17 protein-coding genes are annotated in these 14,979 nt (G+C 70.3%); 15 read left to right on the top strand and 2 right to left on the bottom strand.

The annotated features are described in order from the left end of the window. Nucleotides 1-3 precede the first annotated feature (3 nt). The 11 genes from FFS10_RS09905 to fliR all read left to right on the top strand — a co-directional run bounded on the left by FFS10_RS09905 (nt 4) and on the right by fliR (nt 8,248). A complete protein-coding gene (locus FFS10_RS09905; protein WP_137894086.1) occupies nt 4-699 on the top strand; it encodes a FliH/SctL family protein in 696 nt (231 codons plus the stop codon). Further along, the gene (fliI, locus tag FFS10_RS09900) at nt 696-2,126 is read left to right on the top strand and encodes a flagellar protein export ATPase FliI (protein ID WP_502702766.1); all 1,431 of its coding nucleotides are present in this window, start codon (nt 696-698) and stop codon (nt 2,124-2,126) included. Before FFS10_RS09905 ends, fliI begins: the two co-directional genes overlap by 4 nt. Before the next feature lie 34 nt (nt 2,127-2,160). Next, the gene (fliJ, locus tag FFS10_RS09895) at nt 2,161-2,640 is read left to right on the top strand and encodes a flagellar export protein FliJ (RefSeq protein ID WP_137894084.1); all 480 of its coding nucleotides are present in this window, start codon (nt 2,161-2,163) and stop codon (nt 2,638-2,640) included. A 5-nt stretch (nt 2,641-2,645) separates the two neighbouring features. After that, complete coding sequence (locus tag FFS10_RS09890; protein WP_137894082.1) at nt 2,646-3,800, top strand: flagellar hook-length control protein FliK; 1,155 nt, start codon at nt 2,646-2,648, stop codon at nt 3,798-3,800. Nucleotides 3,801-3,959: 159 nt separating this feature from the next. Then, a complete protein-coding gene (locus tag FFS10_RS09885; RefSeq protein ID WP_171016082.1) occupies nt 3,960-4,511 on the top strand; it encodes a flagellar basal body-associated FliL family protein in 552 nt (183 codons plus the stop codon). Between the two features lie 23 nt (nt 4,512-4,534). After that, nucleotides 4,535-5,539: a flagellar motor switch protein FliM gene (fliM, locus tag FFS10_RS09880; RefSeq protein WP_137894078.1), complete on the top strand. Its 1,005-nt coding sequence runs from the start codon at nt 4,535-4,537 to the stop codon at nt 5,537-5,539. Next, nucleotides 5,529-5,975, top strand: coding sequence for a flagellar motor switch protein FliN (gene fliN / locus FFS10_RS09875; RefSeq protein ID WP_137894076.1), 447 nt, complete (start codon nt 5,529-5,531; stop codon nt 5,973-5,975). Before fliM ends, fliN begins: the two co-directional genes overlap by 11 nt. 68 nt (nt 5,976-6,043) lie before the next feature. After that, a complete protein-coding gene (locus tag FFS10_RS09870) occupies nt 6,044-6,412 on the top strand; it encodes a FliO/MopB family protein (RefSeq protein ID WP_137894074.1) in 369 nt (122 codons plus the stop codon). Further along, entirely contained in the window at nt 6,409-7,188 is a 780-nt protein-coding gene (gene fliP, locus FFS10_RS09865) for a flagellar type III secretion system pore protein FliP (RefSeq protein WP_137894072.1), read from the top strand. The genes FFS10_RS09870 and fliP overlap by 4 nt, the downstream gene beginning before the upstream one ends. A gap of 14 nt (nt 7,189-7,202) precedes the next feature. Beyond that, the gene (gene fliQ / locus FFS10_RS09860) at nt 7,203-7,472 is read left to right on the top strand and encodes a flagellar biosynthesis protein FliQ (RefSeq protein WP_137894070.1); all 270 of its coding nucleotides are present in this window, start codon (nt 7,203-7,205) and stop codon (nt 7,470-7,472) included. Between the two features lie 14 nt (nt 7,473-7,486). Then, nucleotides 7,487-8,248 (top strand): flagellar biosynthetic protein FliR, encoded by a 762-nt coding sequence (gene fliR / locus FFS10_RS09855; RefSeq protein WP_137894068.1) that lies wholly within the window; start codon nt 7,487-7,489, stop codon nt 8,246-8,248. Nucleotides 8,249-8,348: 100 nt separating this feature from the next. On the opposite strand, the gene FFS10_RS09850 is transcribed toward fliR, so the two are convergent. Together FFS10_RS09850 and FFS10_RS09845 are read right to left on the bottom strand one after the other, a co-directional pair. Further along, on the bottom strand, nt 8,349-8,981 hold the full coding sequence (locus FFS10_RS09850; protein WP_137894066.1) for a response regulator: 633 nt from the start codon (nt 8,979-8,981) through the stop codon (nt 8,349-8,351). Next, nucleotides 8,978-10,075, bottom strand: a complete 1,098-nt coding sequence (locus FFS10_RS09845; protein ID WP_349654581.1) for a histidine kinase — start codon at nt 10,073-10,075, stop codon at nt 8,978-8,980. Before FFS10_RS09845 ends, FFS10_RS09850 begins: the two co-directional genes overlap by 4 nt. 239 nt (nt 10,076-10,314) lie before the next feature. Between FFS10_RS09845 and FFS10_RS09840 the strand changes: the two genes are divergently transcribed. From FFS10_RS09840 to FFS10_RS09825, 4 genes are all read left to right on the top strand, one after another. Beyond that, nucleotides 10,315-10,677, top strand: coding sequence for a response regulator (locus FFS10_RS09840; protein ID WP_137894062.1), 363 nt, complete (start codon nt 10,315-10,317; stop codon nt 10,675-10,677). 55 nt (nt 10,678-10,732) lie between these two features. Continuing rightward, nucleotides 10,733-12,781 (top strand): chemotaxis protein CheA, encoded by a 2,049-nt coding sequence (locus FFS10_RS09835; RefSeq protein ID WP_502702760.1) that lies wholly within the window; start codon nt 10,733-10,735, stop codon nt 12,779-12,781. A 98-nt stretch (nt 12,782-12,879) separates the two neighbouring features. Next, complete coding sequence (locus FFS10_RS09830) at nt 12,880-13,371, top strand: chemotaxis protein CheW (RefSeq protein WP_249931242.1); 492 nt, start codon at nt 12,880-12,882, stop codon at nt 13,369-13,371. Between the two features lie 26 nt (nt 13,372-13,397). Continuing rightward, nucleotides 13,398-14,978 carry a methyl-accepting chemotaxis protein gene (locus tag FFS10_RS09825; RefSeq protein WP_137894060.1) on the top strand — a complete coding sequence of 527 codons (1,581 nt, stop codon included), beginning with the start codon at nt 13,398-13,400 and terminating at the stop codon, nt 14,976-14,978. Nucleotide 14,979 lies beyond the last annotated feature (1 nt).

The following is a 14,979-nucleotide window of genomic DNA, read 5'->3' as shown; positions in this document are numbered from 1 at the left end:
GCCATGAGCGAACGACGCCCCAACCGCTTCATCCCGCGCGAGGAACTGCGCGCCTATGTGGCCTGGAAGCCCGGCAACCTGGGCGAGCGTGATCGCGTCCCGCCCGCGGACGCCGCGCCGGACGCCCTCGCGGCCCAGGCGCTGGCGGCGCAGCAGGCGATGCAGATGCAGGCGCTGCGCGAAGCCGCGCACGAGGAGGGCTATCGCGAGGGTCTGCAGGCGCTTGAGGCATTCAAGCAGGCCCATGCAGCCGAGGCGGCCGCCCGCATGGAGCCGCTGCTGGCGGCCCTCCAGTCGCGCTTGGCCGGGCTGGAGCAGGGCCTGGCCGCGCAGGTGGCCGTGCTCGCGACCGAGATCGCGCGCCAGGTCGTGCACCACGAGCTCGCCACCCGGCCCGAGCTGATCGAGGCCGTGGCGCAGGACGCCCTCGCGGCCCTGGTCCACTCGGCGCGCCAGCTGCGCATCCGGCTGCATCCCGAGGATCGGGAGTGGCTGGTGGCCCAGGGCAGCCTCGACCTGGCGTCGCGCCAGGCCGTGCTGCTGGCCGATCCCGGACAGGCACGTGGCGGCTGCGTGGTCGAGTCCGACATCGCGGGCGTCGACGCCTCGGTGCCGGCGCGCTGGCGGCGCGTGCTCGCTGCCCTGGGCCTGGAGAGCCCCTGGCGTGCCGCCGACCCCTCTGCCCGGAGCGGCGCATGAACCCTGCGCCCGCGCAGCCACAGGCGGTCCTCGGCCTGAGCGAAGACTGGCGGCGCTACATGGACGGTCTGCGCCGGCGCGCCGCCAATGCCCAGCGCTTCGAGAGCTGGGGCACCCTGGTGCGCGTCACCGGCCTGGTGCTCGAGGCGGCCGGCATCCGCCTGCCGGTCGGCGCCCTGTGCGCGGTCCATGTCGCCGGCCAGGCGCCGGTGCACGCCGAGGTGGTGGGCTTCGCCGGGGACCGCAGCTACCTCATGCCCGGCGGCGACGTGCAGGGCCTGGTCAGCGGCGCCATCGTCAAGCCGCTGGCCGGCCGCGCCACGGCGGCGCAGCTGGGCCAGGCCGACGAGGCCGGCATTTCCCCGAACACGCTTGGCCTGCGCCTGCCCATGGGCGAGGGCCTGCTGGGGCGCGTGGTCGACGCCTACGGCCAGCCCCTGGACCCTCATGGGCCGCTGCACGGGGTGCGCAGCGAGGCCCTGGGCCGACGGCCCATCAATGCGATGGAGCGTGCCCCGGTGCGCCAGCCCCTGGACACCGGCGTGCGGGCCATCAACGCCATGCTGACCGTGGGCCGCGGTCAGCGCATCGGCCTGTTCGCGGGCTCGGGCGTGGGCAAGTCCGTGCTGCTGGGCATGATGGCGCGCTACACCCAGGCCGACGTGATCGTGGTCGGCCTGATCGGCGAGCGCGGTCGCGAGGTCAAGGAGTTCGTCGAGGACATCCTGGGGGCCGAGGGCCTGTCCCGCTCGGTGGTGGTGGCGGCGCCGGCCGATGCGCCGCCCCTGGCGCGGCTGCAGGGCGCCAACTACGCAGCGGCCATCGCCGAGTCGTTCCGCGATGCAGGCCGCCATGTGCTGCTGCTGATGGATTCGCTCACGCGCTACGCCATGGCCCAGCGCGAGATCGCGCTGGCCATCGGCGAGCCGCCGGCCACCAAGGGCTATCCGCCGAGCTGCTTCGCCAAGCTGCCCCAGCTGGTGGAGCGCAGCGGCAACGGCCTGCACGGCGTGGGCTCGATCACGGCCTTCTACACGGTGCTCAGCGAGGGCGACGACCAGCAGGACCCGATCGCCGACGCCTCGCGCGCCATCCTCGACGGCCACATCGTGCTGACGCGGGAGCTGGCCGAGGCCGGGCATTACCCTGCCATCGACATCGAGAAATCGGCCTCGCGCGTGATGCACAACGTAACCACGCCGCCGCACCAGGCTGCCGCGCGGCGCCTGCGGCAGCTGCAGGCGCGCTACAGCCGCAGCCGCGACCTGCTGCAGCTCGGCGCCTACGTGAGCGGCCAGGACGCCGAGCTCGACGCCGCCCTGCAGGCCCAGCCGGCCGTGCGCGCGCTGCTGCAGCAGGACATGCACGAGACGGCGACGCTGGCCGACAGCGTCGCCCAGCTGAACGCCTGTGTCTCGGCGCGCTGAACCTCCCTTCCGATCGCCCGCCACCCGGATCACCATGCAAGCTCTGTCCCATCCCTTCCACAGCCTGGCGCTGGCTCTCACCCAGGCCGAGCAACAGCGCGACGCCGCGCAGGCCCAGGTCCTGCAGGCCCGGCAGGCCTTCGAGACCGCCCAGCAGCAAGCCCTGCAGCTGGACGCCTACCGCGACGAGTACCAGCGGCGCTGGAGCGGCCAGGCCGGACAACCGCGCGATGCAGGCACGCTGTGGTGCTACCAGTCGTTCCTGGAGCGGCTGCACCAGGCCATCGCGCAGCAGCAGCAGGCCTTGGGAACCCTGACGAGCCGGCTCGAGGTCCTGGCGCGCAGCCTACAGGCGCACGAGTTGCGCGCCGCCGCCATCCGCAAGCTCATCGAGCGCCGGCAGCAGGCCCTGCGGCAGGCCGAGGCGCGCCGCGACCAGAAACGCAGCGACGAGCAGGCCGCGCGCATGGCCTGGTCGGCCCGCCTGGGCGGGCCCGAGGCCCTGGTCGGCTGAGTCCCATGTCCACGCTCGCCACCCTGCCGGCGCCCACGGCCGCTCCCATGTCTGCCCGCGCGGGCGCGCCCGCGGCCGATCGTCCCAGAGCGCCCGCTGGCGGCCAGGGCCGCCAGAGCTTCGCCCAGTGCCTCCAGCGCTCGGCCGAGGCGCAGCCGGCGCCGGGGGCACCCGAAGCGGGGCTTGCGGACGATGCGGCCGCGCCGCCGGCCTCGGGCGCCGACGCCGCACAGGTGCCGCCTGCGCAGACGCAAGCGCCGACCGGTGGACCGGAACCCGAAGACGAGGAAGCGCAGGGCGCCGCGCCACCGCCGGACTGGCCCGCGCAGGCCATGGTCCTAGGCGGGCCCGCCTGGCCGCACGCCGCCACGACGGGTTCGGCGTCCGAGGGCGCCGCGGACCGGGCCATGGTTCCGACCTTGCGACTGCCCGGGGCGCGGCGCGATGCGGCCCTTGCCGCGCAGCGGGAACTGGGCGGCTCCGAGGCCCGCGAGGCGCAAGGGCCGGGCCCGCAAGACAGTGAGCAGGGGCCCGCCGGCCTTGCGGGCGGGCCGGGCGCCATGGCCGCCTGGGACGAGGCGAGGGCGCAAGCGCTGGACCCCGCGCTCACGCGCCTGATGGCGCCCGCGCCGGCGGCGGCCGGGCCGTCTGGCGAGACCCCCTGGCTGCCGCCGGGCTGGCCCCCGCTCGCGGCGACGCCGCCGGCCGCCGAGCCCGCGCATCCCGGCGCGGTGCAGGTCTACAACATCGCCGCCGCGCCGCACCAGCCCGAGTTTCCCGCGGCGCTGGCGCACCAGATCAGCTACCTGCTGCGCGAAGGGGTGCAGGAGGCGCGCCTGGAGCTGAACCCGGCCGAGCTGGGGCCGGTGCACGTGCACATCGCGGTCGCGGGCCAGCAGGCCCAGGTGGATTTCGCCGCGGCCGTGAGCAGCACGCGGGCGGCGCTCGAGGCCAGCCTGCCGGCACTGGCCAGCGCGCTGCAGGCCGCAGGCCTGACGCTCACCGGCGGCGGCGTCTCCCAGGAACAGGCGCCGGGCAGCAGCCAGCAGCGGCCGGCACGCGCTGCAGCGGCGTCGGACCGGGCCAGCGAGCGCAGCCAAGGGATCAGCCCGGCGCCGGCCGTGGCCCAGCGTGCCGGGCGGCTGGACCTCTACGCCTGAGCAACAGGCGGCACGTTCGATGCTTCGGTCTGGGCCGTATTTGCGCGCCTTATCCGGCGTTACGCCGATGGCGTCCCCGGAATAATCCTTGCTGAGTGTCGTCCGGCATGCGCCTTCCGGCCCATGCCAGGCGGTAGACCGAATCCCGAGGAAATGACCATGAGCACCGCCACGGCCGAAGCCACGGCCGCCCCGCCGACCAGGAAGCGCAGCATGAAGAAGCGGCTGGTGCTTCTTGCGCTGGTGCTCGCGCTCGGGGGCGGTGGCGCGGGCGCCTGGCTCTGGCTGCACGGCCATGCGGCGTCCGAGGCCGGCGCGTCGGCGCAGCAGAGCGCCAGGAAATCTCCGCCCGCGTTCTTCGCCATGGAGAACTTCGTGGTCAACCTCGCCGACAAGGAGTGGGAGCGCTTCGCCCAGATCGGCATCACGCTGGAGCTGGACGGCCCAGCGACGGCGGACAAGCTCAAGGCCTATACGCCCGTCATACGCAGCCAGGTGCTGATGCTGCTGGCCCACAAGACCTCCGCCGAGCTGCTGGAGCGCAGCGGCAAGGAGCAACTGGCCGCGGACATCGTGCGCGAGACCCTGCGCGCCATCGGCGAGCAGGGCGGGGGCGGGCCCGCGGCCCAGAGCGAGGCGGCAAAGGGCGAGCAGGCCAAGAGCACGGGCCCGGTGGTGCGCGTGCATTTCTCCAGCTTCATCATCCAGTAGCCGGACCGCGGCACCAGGTTGCGATGAACCAGCACATTCTTTCGCAGGACGAGGTCGACGCGCTGCTGCACGGCATCACCGGGGAGAGCCAGAAGCTCGAGCCGGAAGAGGTGCAGTTCGGCGGGGTGCGCGACTACGACATCGCGAGCCAGGAACGCATCGTGCGCGGGCGCATGCCCACGATGGAGATCATCAACGAGCGCTTTTCGCGCAACATCCGCGTCGGCCTGTTCAACTTCATACGCAAGAGCCCCGAGATTTCGGTCGGGGCCATCAAGGTGCAGAAGTACAGCGCCTTCCTGCGCCAGATCGTGGTGCCGACCAACCTCAACATCGTCGCGGTGACGCCGCTGCGCGGCTCCGGCCTGGTGGTCTGCGACCCGACCCTGGTCTTCGCCGTGATCGACGCCCTGTTCGGCGGCAACGGCAAGTTCCACGCCCGCATCGAAGGGCGCGACTTCTCGCCCACCGAGCAGCGCATCATCAACCGCCTGGTCGAGGTGATCTGCAGCGAGTACCAGAAAGCCTGGCACGGCATCTACCCGCTGGTGCTGGAGTACCAGCGCTCGGAGATGCAGCCGCAGTTCGCCAACGTGGCCACGCCCAGCGAGATCGTGGTCACGACTTCGTTCACGCTGGAGATCGGCGACACCACCGGCACCATCCACTTCTGCATTCCCTACGCCACGCTGGAGCCGATTCGCGACGTGCTGTATTCGACCGTGCAGGGCAACTCGGCCGAGCCCGACCGGCGCTGGGTCAAGCTGCTCACGCACCAGATCCAGGCGGCCGAGGTGCAGCTGGTGGCCGAGCTGGGCGCCGTGCCGGCCACCGTCGAGCAGTTGCTGTCTCTCAAGCCCGGCGATTTCCTCGAACTGGACCTCAACCCCCTGGTCGAGGCCAAGGTCGACGGCGTTCCGGTCTTCGAATGCCATTACGGCGTGTCCCACGGGAAGTACGCCATCAAGATTGAAAACATGCTGACCGGCCCCGAGTTCGGCTGGTTGGGAGAGCCCCATGCCACCTGAGACCGCAAGCCCCGACCCCGCGCAGGACGCCATGGCCGCCGAATGGGCGGCCGCGCTGGCCCAGCAACAGGAGGCCGAGAGCCCGCCCGCCGCGCCCGACAAGCTGCCCGACCGGGTGCGACCGGCCGCCTTCGCCCAGCTCTCGCCCTCCGCCCCCGGCACGGTGGGCCACGACATCCACATGGTGCTGGACATCCCGGTCCAGCTGACCGTGGAGCTCGGCCGCACGCGGATTCCGATCAAGCACATCCTGCAGCTGGCGCAGGGCTCGGTGATCGAGCTCGACGCCCTGGCCGGCGAGCCCATGGACGTGCTGGTCAACGGCTACCTGATCGCCCAGGGCGAGGTGGTGGTGGTCAACGACAAGTTCGGCATCCGCCTGACCGACATCGTGACGCCCTCCGAGCGCATGAAGCGCCTGAGCCGCGGCATGTGAGACCCGCGCCCTGACGCCTTCGCCTCATCGTTTCAACGCATCCAGGACACGCGAGTGCCTCGCCCCCCATGCCTTCCAGTGCTTCCTTTGCCCTGTGGTCCCTGCTGATCGTCGCTCTGGTTCCGCTGACGCTGTGGCTGCTGCGGCGCGCCGGCGTCGCGCGCGCGGGCCAGTCCGAGGTGACCCGGGTCGTGTCATCGACCACGTTGGGCCCGGGCCAGCGCCTGGTCACCGTGGAGGTAGGGCAGGGCGACGAGCGCCGCTGGCTGGTCCTGGGCGTGACCGCCCAGCAGATCCAGGCCGTGCACAGCCTGTCCGCGCCGCCGCCGGCCGGGCCCGCTGGCGAGGTGGCCGACGCGAGCGGAGCCTCGTTCGCCGAGCTCGTTCACAAGCTGTCGCACGGCTGGGCACCGAAGCAGCCGGGAGGGGCAAGATGAGCGCGCGCGTGTTCACGGTTGGCGCCGGACGGGCCTGGCGCTTGCCGGCGCTCGCGCTGGGCCTGCTCGGCTGGGCGGGCACGGCCCTGGGCGAGCCCGCAGCAGGCGCCTTGCCCCTGGTGATCGGCCAGGGCGCTGGGGGCACCAGCTACTCGGTGCCGGTCCAGACCCTGTTGTTCTTCACCGCGCTGAGCTTCATTCCGGCGGCCGTGCTGCTGATGACGGGCTTCACGCGCATCGTCATCGTGCTGAGCCTGCTACGCCAGGCGCTGGGCACCCAGGCGGCGCCGCCGAACCAGGTGATCGTCGGCTTGTCGCTGTTCCTGACCTTCTTCGTGATGGGACCCACCATCGACCGCATCCATGCCGAGGCCTACCAGCCCTATGCGGCGCGGCAGATCGAGTTCGACCTGGCCGTCGAGCGGGCACAGCAGCCGCTGCGCGAGTTCATGCTCAAGCAGACCCGCGAATCCGACTTCGCGCTGTTCGCCCGGCTGGCCAGCCTGGACCCTGCGGTGAAAGCCGCTCAGGCACCATTTCGCGTGATCGTGCCGGCCTTCGTGACCAGCGAGCTCAAGAGCGCGTTCCAGATCGGCTTCATGATCTTCATACCGTTCCTGGTGATCGACATGATCGTGGCCAGCGTGCTCATGAGCCTGGGCATGATGATGCTCTCGCCGGTGTTGGTGGCCCTGCCGTTCAAGCTCATGCTGTTCGTGCTGGCCGACGGCTGGAACCTGCTGCTGGGCTCGCTGGCCGCGAGCTTCGCCAGCTGAAGGAGACTGCTGCCATGGACGCCCAACAGGTTCTCACCCTCGGCCAGCAGGCCCTGTACCTGCTGCTGACGGTGGCGGCGCCGCTGCTGCTCACGGCGCTGGCCATCGGCCTGGTGGTCAGCATCGTGCAGGCCGCCACGCAGATTCACGAGGCCACGCTGTCTTTCGTGCCCAAGCTGCTGGGCGCCGTGCTGGTCCTCACCGTGACCGGCCCCTGGATGCTGAGCAGCCTGATCGAGTTCATACAGCGCACCCTGACCGGCATCCCCGGCCTGGTGCGCTGAGGCTCAGCCAGGCTGTGATCAGCTTTTCCGAGGCCCAGATCACGGCCTGGCTGAGCCCGCTGCTGTGGCCGTTCTTCCGCGTCCTGGCGCTGTTCATGACCGCGCCCGTGCTGTCCTCGCGCGCCGTGCCGATGCGCCTGAAGATCGCGCTGGCCTTCCTGGTGACGCTGGCGGCCCAGGCCGCCCTGGCGCCCGGCGCGGCGATCACCCTGGACGCCCCCGAAGCGCCGGGCGTGCTGCTGCAGCAGCTGGTGGTCGGCGCCGCTATCGGGCTGGCGGCGCGCATCGTGGTAGCCGCCGTCGAATACGCCGGCGAACTGGTGGGCCTGCAGATGGGCTTGGGCTTCGCGGCCTTCTTCGAGCCCTCCGCGGGCGGCCAGGCCAATGCCGTCAGTCGCTACCTCGGCACTCTGGCGGCGCTGCTGTTCATCGTGCTGAACGGCCACCTGTTGCTGGTGGCCGCCGTGGTCCAGAGCTTCCAGGCCTTTCCCGTCGCGCCTTCGCCCATGGCCTTCCTGCAGGCCGTGTCGGTGCAACGCTGGGGCGCGGAACTGTTCAGGCTCGGCCTGTGGCTCGCCCTGCCGGTGCTGGCCATGCTGCTGTTCACCAACCTGGTCATGGGCGTGATCTCGCGCGTGGCCCAGCAGCTCAACATCTTCGCCATCGGCTTTCCGGTGACCCTGGGCGTGGGCCTGCTCGGCCTGCTGCTGACCCTGCCGCTGCTGGAGCAGCCCTTCACCCAGGCGCTGGAGCAGATGCTGGGCCAGCTGCGCTGAGGCAAGGCGGGTGCTGGCCTCAGACCGGCGCCGGGCCGCCCCAAGCCGGTCTGGGCCCCCTCGGGGGGCAGCGAGGACACGCAGTGCCGAGCGTGGGGGCTCAGACCACGCCGTTGCGGATCGCGTAGACGGTCAGCTCGGCGTTGTTGGACAGGCCCAGCTTCTCCAGCACGCGCGCCCGGTAGACGCTCACGGTCTTCGGGCTCAGCGCGAGCCGCTGCGCGATGTCCGAAAGCTTCTTGCCCGAGGCGATCATGATCAGGGTCTGCAGCTCGCGGTCGGACAGGCGCTCGTGCAGCAGCTGGGCGCTGGGCTCGGTGCTCAGGCCCTCGACCAGCAGCTGGGCGATGACCGGCGTCACATAGCGCCGGCCCTGAGCGACGGTGCGCACCGCGTCGACCAGCTGGATCGGCTCGCCGCCCTTGTTGACGTAGCCGAAGGCGCCGGCCTTGAAGGCCCGGATCGCATACTGCTCCTCCGGGTACATCGACACCACCAGCGGCTTGATCGCCGGATTCGTCTCCTTCAGCGTCTGCAGCACGTCCAGGCCGCTGCGTCCGGGCAGCTGGATGTCGAGCACGAGCACGTCGCAGCCCTGGGCATGCAGCAGCGAGCGCAGCTCGGGATAATCGCTGGCCTCGCCCACGATCTCGATGTCGGGTGCGTCGGAAAGCGTGTCGCGTATGCCGCGTCGGATCAGTGCGTGGTCATCGCACAGCATGACTTGAATCAAAGATCCCCCCAGAAAGTCGGATCGTCCTTCGACCGGACCTCGCGCAGCGTGGACGCGGAAGGGTCGGCGTTGGCTTTGTCTTTGTGTTTGAGCGGCAGGGCCAGGATCAGCGTGGTGCCGGCCGGTGCGCTGCTGATGTCCAGCCAGCCCCCTATGGTGTCGGCTCGTTCGCGCAGGCCGCGCAGGCCAAACGACTGTGTCTTGTTCAATTCGGCCTGGCTCATTCCCCTGCCATTGTCGCTGACCTCCAGCGACAGCATGCCGGCGGTGAGGGTCAGATCCAGCGTGACCTGGCTGGCCTGCGCATGCTTGGACACATTCGTCAGCGCCTCCTGGGCCGTCCGGAACACGGTGAGCAGAACGCTGCGCGCGAGCTCGGGCTGCGCGTGGCTCGAGTGGAAGCTGGCGCGAATGCCGGTGCGCTTTTCGAAGGTGCCGGTGATCCACTGCAGGGCTGGCACCAGCCCCTCCTCGAGGATGGCAGGGTGCAGGTTGTGGATCAGGCGCCTGGTGGCGTCGAAGGCCTGGGTCAGGGTGTCCGCCGCGGTCTGCGTGCGCTCGAACACATCGGCGCTGGTGGTGTGGCGCGCGATCCAGGCCAGGTCGAACTTCAGCGCCGTCAGCGCGCCGCCCACGTCGTCGTGGATTTCACGCGCGATGGCGGCGCGCTCCTGCTCCAGGTTGTTCTGCAGGTGCTGCGCCAGCTCCCGCAGCTGCTGTCTCGACTTCAGCAGCGCCAGCTCGGTCTGCTGCTTGTCGCGCGCCTGCACATGCCTTTCCATGGCCTTGAGGACCGCGGGCACCAGGCGGGTCAGGTTGTCCTTGAGCAGGTAGTCGCTCGCGCCTTGCCGCATGGCCTCGACGGCCATGGGCTCGTCGCTGGCGTCCGACACGAGGACGAAGGGGATCATATGGCCAAGGGCCTTGAGCCGCTCCAGCGCTGCCAGGCCCGTGAGACCGGGCAGCCGGCAGCTCGACAGGACCAGGTCCCAGGGACCGTCGTCGCCGCCGCGGCCCAGCGCGTCCAGGTAGGCGCGCTCGCTGTCGACGCGCAGCGCCTGCACCGCGAGGCCCGCACGCTTCATCAGCCTCACGGCCGACTCGCGGTCCGCGTCGGAATTTTCAAGGTGCAACAGGCGTAAGGGTCGACGCTTGCCGTTGGGGGGCATGGCGAGAAATTCTGCGGATCGTTTTCGAAGGGGGGATTGTCTGCGAAAAAAGCCCTGCTCGTACCCGGGTCGATGCAAAGCGCGCCGCGATCGGCCTGTTTCTTGAGCGGGCGCTAAAGAAGCGCCATGGCCTGCCGATATTCAGCTCGAGTTCGGAGGGAAAAATGCTTTCAATTCTTGCAGTCGACGATTCCGTTTCGGCGCGCCAGCTGCTCTCGCACACGCTGACCCTGGCCGGCTACGGCGTGACCGAGGCCGTGGACGGGCGGGACGCGGTGGACAAGGCCCTTCAGCGGGGCTTCGACCTGGTGGTGACCGACCAGAACATGCCGCACATGGATGGCCTGGACCTGACCCGCAGGCTGCGCGAGATCCCGGCGTTCAGGCACACGCCCATCCTGATCCTGACCACCGAGTCCAGCGAGCAGATGAAGCAGGCGGGACGTGCCGCCGGCGCCACGGGCTGGCTGGTGAAGCCCTTCCACCCGGCCCGGCTCATCGAGCTCATCCAGAAGGTCATTCCATGACCGTCCCCAGGCAACGGACACGCCACCACACCGACCAACCCGACAGGAGCCTGCCGTGGGAGAGATGACGACCGAGGGTGCCCAGCTGGGCGCGAGCTTCGACCTGAGCCAGTTCTACCAGGTCTTTTTCGAGGAGGCCGGCGAGAACCTCGACCGCATGGAGCAGCTGCTGCTGGCCCTGGACGTGGCCGCGGCCGATGACGAGGCGCTCAATGCCATCTTCCGCTGCGCGCACTCGATCAAGGGCGGCGCAGCCACCTTCGGCTTCGGCGACGTGGCTGAGCTGACACACGAGATGGAGACCCTGTTGGACAAGCTGCGCCGGCACGAGCTCCAGCCTGCCACCGCCATGGTCGACTGCCTGCTGGCCTGCGGCGACGCGCTGAAGGCCCAGCTGGCGCGCCACCAGAACGGCGTCGGCGAGGAGGTCGAGGTGACGCAGCTGCTGTCCGCGCTGCGCGCGCTGGTGCAGGGCCAGCTGCCGCCCACGGCGGCCGCCGCGCCCGCGCCGGTCGTGGCAAACCGCGAGGCCGAGGCCGTCCATGCCAAGGCGCCGGCGCCGCCCGAGCAAGGGCAGGCGCGCAGCCTGGAGCTGGTCCTGGGCCCGCTGGCGGACGCCTCCGTGGCCGACAGCCTGGCCGAACTGTTCACGGAAATCGAAGGCCTGGGCCGCATCGAGCCGCTCGATGGCGGCCAGGCCGAGAACGGCCTGCGCCGCTTCAAGCTGGTCACGACGAGCCTGGAGTCGGAGCTGCTGGACCTGTTCGCCTTTCACGTGGCCAAGGAGCAGGTGCGCTTTCAGCCCCTGGCCGCGACGCCGGCCGACTCGGGCCTGTTCGAGCCCCTGCCCGAGCGCCCCCCCGCACCCGTTGCGCCGGAGACGGCCGCATCCGCGGCGCCGCGTGCCGCGCGCGCCGAGCCCAGGGCCGCGGCCTCGCCGGAAGCCAGCACGCTGCGCGTGGCGGTGGAGAAGGTCGACCAGCTGATCAACCTCGTCGGCGAGCTCGTCATCACGCAGGCCATGCTGGCGCAGAAGAGCCGGGCCCTGGACCCCGTGCTGCACCAGCAGATGCTGGCCGGCCTGACCGACCTGGACCGCAACACGCGCGACCTGCAGGAAGCGGTGATGTCGATCCGCATGATCCCCATGTCCACCGTGTTCAACCGCTTCCCGCGCATGCTGCGCGACCTGGCCGGGCGGCTGGGCAAGAAGGTCGAGCTGCTCACCCAGGGCGAGGCGACGGAACTGGACAAGGGCCTGATCGAGAAGATCACCGATCCCTTGACCCACCTGGTGCGCAACGCCTGCGACCACGGCATCGAGTCGCCGCAGGAGCGGCTCGCGGCCGGCAAGCTCGAGACCGGCACCATCACCCTGTCGGCCTCGCACCAGGGCGGCTCCATCGTGATCGAGGTGCGCGACGACGGGCGCGGGCTGTCGCGCGACAAGCTGCTGCGCAAGGCCCGCGAGCGCGGGCTGGCCGCGCCCGACACGCTGAGCGACGCCGAAGTCTGGGCCCTGATCTTCGAGCCGGGCTTCTCCACGGCCGAGCAGATCACCGACGTGTCGGGCCGCGGCGTCGGCATGGACGTGGTCAAGAAGAACATCGCCGCCCTGAGCGGCACGGTCGAGATCGACGCCAGGCCAGGGCAGGGCATGCGCGTCTCCGTGCGCCTGCCGCTGACGCTGGCCATCATGGACGGCATGAGCGTGCGCGTCGGGGACGAGTGCTACATCCTGCCGCTGCCCTCGGTGGTCGAAAGTTTCCAGGTCGCGCCCGAGATGGTCAAGACCGTGGGCACCAGCGGGCGCGTGGTCGACGTGCGCTCCGAGTACCTGCCGGTGGTGGACCTGGACCGGCTGTTCGAGGTGCCGCGCAGCGAGCCTGGCAGCGGCAGCGCCATCATGGTGGTGGTCGAGGCCGAAGGCGGTCGGGTCGCGCTCATGGTCGACGAACTGCTGGGGCAGCAGCAGGTGGTGGTCAAGAACCTGGAGACCAACTACCGGCGTGTGAGCGATATCTCCGGCGCCACCATCATGGGCGACGGCCGTGTGGCCCTGATCCTCGACGTCGGCAGCCTGGTCAGACGGACACGCCAGTGAGCCAAGCGATGCAAGCCGGGCCAGCGGGCCGGGCCCATCCTTGTGCCGATCAGCGCGTCGGCGAACGAACACCCAATCAAAGGAGACCCGCCATGGGCATGATGGAATCCGCACAGCACCTGAAACCTGCCGGCGAGGCCGCATCGGCGCCGGCCAAGGAATACCTGACCTTCCGTCTCGGCGACGAGGAGTACGGCATCGACATCCTCAAGGTGCAGGAGATCCGCTCCTACGAGGCGCCCACCCGCATCGCCAACGCGCCGGCCTTCGTCAAGGGCGTGGTGAACCTGCGCGGCGTCATCGTGCCCATCGTCGACCTGCGGCTGCGCTTCGCGACCGAGCGCTGCGACTACAACGCCTTCACGGTCACCGTGGTCCTGCATGTCGCCGGACGGGTGGTGGGCGTGGTGGTCGACTCGGTCAGCGACGTGCTGGGCATCGCGCCGCAGGACATACGCCCTGCGCCCGAAATCGGCTCCGCGGTCGACACCGCCAGCATCGTCGGCCTGGCTGCCCTGGCCGACCGCATGCTGATCCTGCTGGACATCGAGAAGCTGATGTCCGGCGCCGACATGGGACTGTCGGACTGAAACCCACCCTTTTCGCGAGCCTCGACATGCAACTTATGGATCTCATGCGCCGCTTCACCATCCGCACCCGCATGCTGGGGGCCATCGCCATGGTCCTCGTGCTGCTGGCCCTGGTCGGCGCGACCGGCCTGTTCGGCATCTACCGCATCCAGGCCCTGGGCCAGGACTTCATCCAGACCGCGTTCGCGCAATCCACGGCCGTGGCGGCCCTGCGCAACGACATGGGCATGATCCGCCGCCACGAGAAGGACATGATCATCCAGTACGAGAAACCCGCGGAGATCCAGAAGGCCCATGCGGCCTGGAAGGCCAGTGCCGAGACGCTGCGCCAGCGGCTGGCGGCGATGCGGGAGGGTGGCCAGAACCGGGCGCTGGTGCAGGCCATCGAGGCGCATCTGCTGAGGTACATGGACAGCTTTGCCCATGTCGCCCGTTCGCTGGAGGGCGGCGCTTTCGACTCGGCCACAACCGCCAACCGCATCATGGGACGGGCCAACGAGGCCTTCGAAGAAACTGAAAGACAGCTGGCCCAGCTCGAGCAGGCACTGCGCGAGCGTGCGGCCCAGGCCGAGAAGGACAATGCCGCGGCCGTGGACTTCACCATGCTGGCCTATGGCGCCGCCGTGTTGCTCGCCATCGGCGTGGTGGTGCCGCTGACGCTGCTGAACCTGCACAGCATCTGCCGGCCGATCGGCGCGGCGCGCGCCCTGGCCGGTGCCATCGCCGAGGGGAACCTGAGCGCCGCGGTGGATGGCGGTGGCCAGGACGAGGCGGCCGATCTGCTGCGCGCGCTGGGCCAGATGCAGGCCTCGCTGCGCCGCATCGTGTCCCAGGTCAACCACGCCACCGAGAACATCACGACCGCATCGGCCGAGATCGCCACTGGCAACCACGACCTGTCCAACCGCACCGAGCAGGCCGCCTCCAGCCTGCAGCAGACCGCGTCCTCGATGGAGCAGATCACGGGCACCGTGCGCCAGTCTGCGGATTCCGCGGCCCAGGCGAACCAGCTCGCCTCGACCGCCTCGTCGGTGGCCCGGCGCGGGGGCGAAGTAGTGTCGCAGGTGGTGGCGACGATGGAGGACATCAATGCATCGTCCCGCAAGATCGCCGACATCATCGGCGTGATCGACGGCATCGCCTTCCAGACCAACATCCTGGCGCTCAACGCGGCAGTGGAGGCCGCGCGCGCCGGCGAGCAGGGCAGGGGCTTTGCGGTGGTGGCCGGCGAGGTGCGCAGCCTGGCCCAGCGCTCCGCCACCGCCGCCAGAGAGATCAAGACCCTGATCGGCGCCAGCGTGGAGAAGGTCGATTCGGGCTCGCGCCTGGTGCACGACGCGGGCAAGACAATGAACGAGATTGTCGCCTCGGTCAGGCGCGTGTCCGACACCATCGCCGAGATCAGCGCCGCGGCCATGGAGCAGAACACCGGCATCGGCCAGGTCAACGCGGCCGTGGCTCAGCTCGACCAGATGACCCAGCAGAACGCAGCCCTGGTCGAGCAGTCCACCGCGGCCGCAGAAAGCCTCAGGGAGCAGGCGATGAAGCTCACGCAGATGGTCGGCGTCTTTCGCCTCGGCGCCGAGCCGGCACCGGCCGCGGCCTGAG

Origin of the sequence: Ramlibacter sp. 2FC, assembly GCF_005503345.1 — a bacterium.
GTDB lineage: Bacteria > Pseudomonadota > Gammaproteobacteria > Burkholderiales > Burkholderiaceae_C > SCMQ01.
The sequence above is the reverse complement of the archived record's forward strand: the minus strand, read 5'-3'. Positions and strand labels throughout refer to the sequence as shown.